The sequence below is a fragment of the Halorubrum tibetense genome, from assembly GCF_042661865.1.
In the GTDB taxonomy this organism is placed as follows: domain Archaea; phylum Halobacteriota; class Halobacteria; order Halobacteriales; family Haloferacaceae; genus Halorubrum; species Halorubrum tibetense.
Map to the genome: position 1 here is coordinate 1 of NZ_JBHSWW010000423.1, position 1,488 is coordinate 1,488.

2 protein-coding genes and 2 pseudogenes are annotated in these 1,488 nt (G+C 70.6%); all 4 read left to right on the plus strand.

Features of this window, described 5'->3' with window-relative positions:
- Positions 1-215 (plus strand): annotated as a pseudogene (locus ACFQEU_RS15785) (hypothetical protein); the annotation flags it as partial.
- A complete protein-coding gene (locus tag ACFQEU_RS15790; RefSeq protein WP_379783713.1) occupies positions 212-901 on the plus strand; it encodes a DUF447 domain-containing protein in 690 nt (229 codons plus the stop codon). The pseudogene ACFQEU_RS15785 and the gene ACFQEU_RS15790, both read left to right, overlap by 4 nt.
- A 126-nt stretch (positions 902-1,027) precedes the next feature.
- A complete protein-coding gene (locus tag ACFQEU_RS15795) occupies positions 1,028-1,222 on the plus strand; it encodes a 30S ribosomal protein S17e (RefSeq protein ID WP_379783715.1) in 195 nt (64 codons plus the stop codon).
- A gap of 121 nt (positions 1,223-1,343) precedes the next feature.
- Positions 1,344-1,488, plus strand: a pseudogene (locus tag ACFQEU_RS18320) (tripartite tricarboxylate transporter permease); the annotation flags it as partial.

Sequence of the window (1,488 nt, forward strand, 5' to 3'; positions counted from 1 at the left end):
CGGACGCCGACCCGGACGCCGGACGGCCCCCGTCGACCGAGGCGGTCCACGCGGTCGACCTCGCCGACGTGGAGTCGTTGGCGGCGGCGTACGTCGACGAGGGGATCAACCCGGGCACCACCGCTGACATCACCTGTGCGGCGCTGTACGTGGCGATCAGGCGTGGCGTGTCGGTCCGGAATTCGGGGGCAGAGGGGACGGGGGTCGATCCGTGAGCGACCCCGGGTGGCCCGTCGCCCTGCGAGGCGTCACGGAGTCGGTGGTGGCGACGCTCGGCCCGAACGACCGGTGGAACGTCGCCGCGCTCGGCCTCCACGCGCCGGAACACGGCGAGGGTGACGCCTCGCACCCGTCATCCGACGCCTCGTCCCAGTCGGGTACGGTCACCGCCCGCACGTTCGGCCGGACCCGGACGTGGCGGAACTTCACCGAGCGCGGAGGCGGCGTGGTGCAGTTCACGTCCGACCCGCGAGAGTTCGTCGACGCCGCGCTCACGGTCCGGGAGGAGCCGGATCCCGTCCTTCCTAACGCGGACGCGTGGGTCGAGGTCCGCGCCGAACGGGTCGCGAGTGAGGATCGGGGAGAGGTCACCGTCCGGACATGGGCGTTGACTCCGGTCGAGTCCGAGATCCGGTCGAAGCGGGTCTCGACCGTCAACCGGGGGTTCGGCGCGGTGATCGACGCCACGGTGGCCGCCTCACGGCTCGACGTTCCCGCCTACGACACGGCCGAGCTGCTCGACCGCCTCCGGTACTTCGCCGACGTGGTCGACCGCTGTGGCGGCCCGGCGGAGCGCGAGGCGTTCGCGCGGATCGACCGGGCGACAGGGTGGCGATCGATGGACTCGGATCGGACGGACGACGAGACGGGCAGCGCTCCGGGGGACGGCCGGGGAACGTAGCGTCAACGGGTCGACGGCCTCGGGTGTCGTCGGCAGGAACGGGGCCCGGAGGCCGCGCTCGCACTCGCAGGCGGGCGCTCAGACGGGAACGAACCCTTTTAGTCCGCGCCGCCGGTATCGCTCCGTATGGCTATCAAACCCAAGTACATCAAGCAGCTCGCGAACGTGCTGCTCGAGCGGTATCCGGAGTCGTTCAACACCGACTTCGAGACGAACAAGGAGAGCGTCTCCGCGCTGACGACCGTCGAATCGAAGGGTGTCCGCAACCGCATCGCCGGCTACATCACCCAAAAGAAGTCACAGGCGGCGGCCGCGGCCTGATCGGTTCTTCGCTCGCGTTCCACGCGTTCGTTCCCGAGCAGCCGCCGTAGCGGTCGAGGCGAGCCCGAGCCGACTCTCCTATCCAACCGTTTATCCCCGATAGCGCGGCCACCCAGTCGGGATGGACGCGTTGGTCCGCCCGGTGCTCGATCCGACGTTCGCCGTCGCCGCCCTCGCGTTCCTGTTCGGCGGCGCGGCGCTCGGGGCGGTGAGCGGGCTCGTTCCTGGGCTCCATGCCAACAACTTCGCGCTGGTGCTCGCGGGCG

Coding starts and splice junctions, on each gene's coding strand:
- ACFQEU_RS15795 (WP_379783715.1), top strand. CDS start 1,028: ATGGCTATCAAACCCAAGTACATCAAGCAGCTCGCGAACGTGCTGCTC.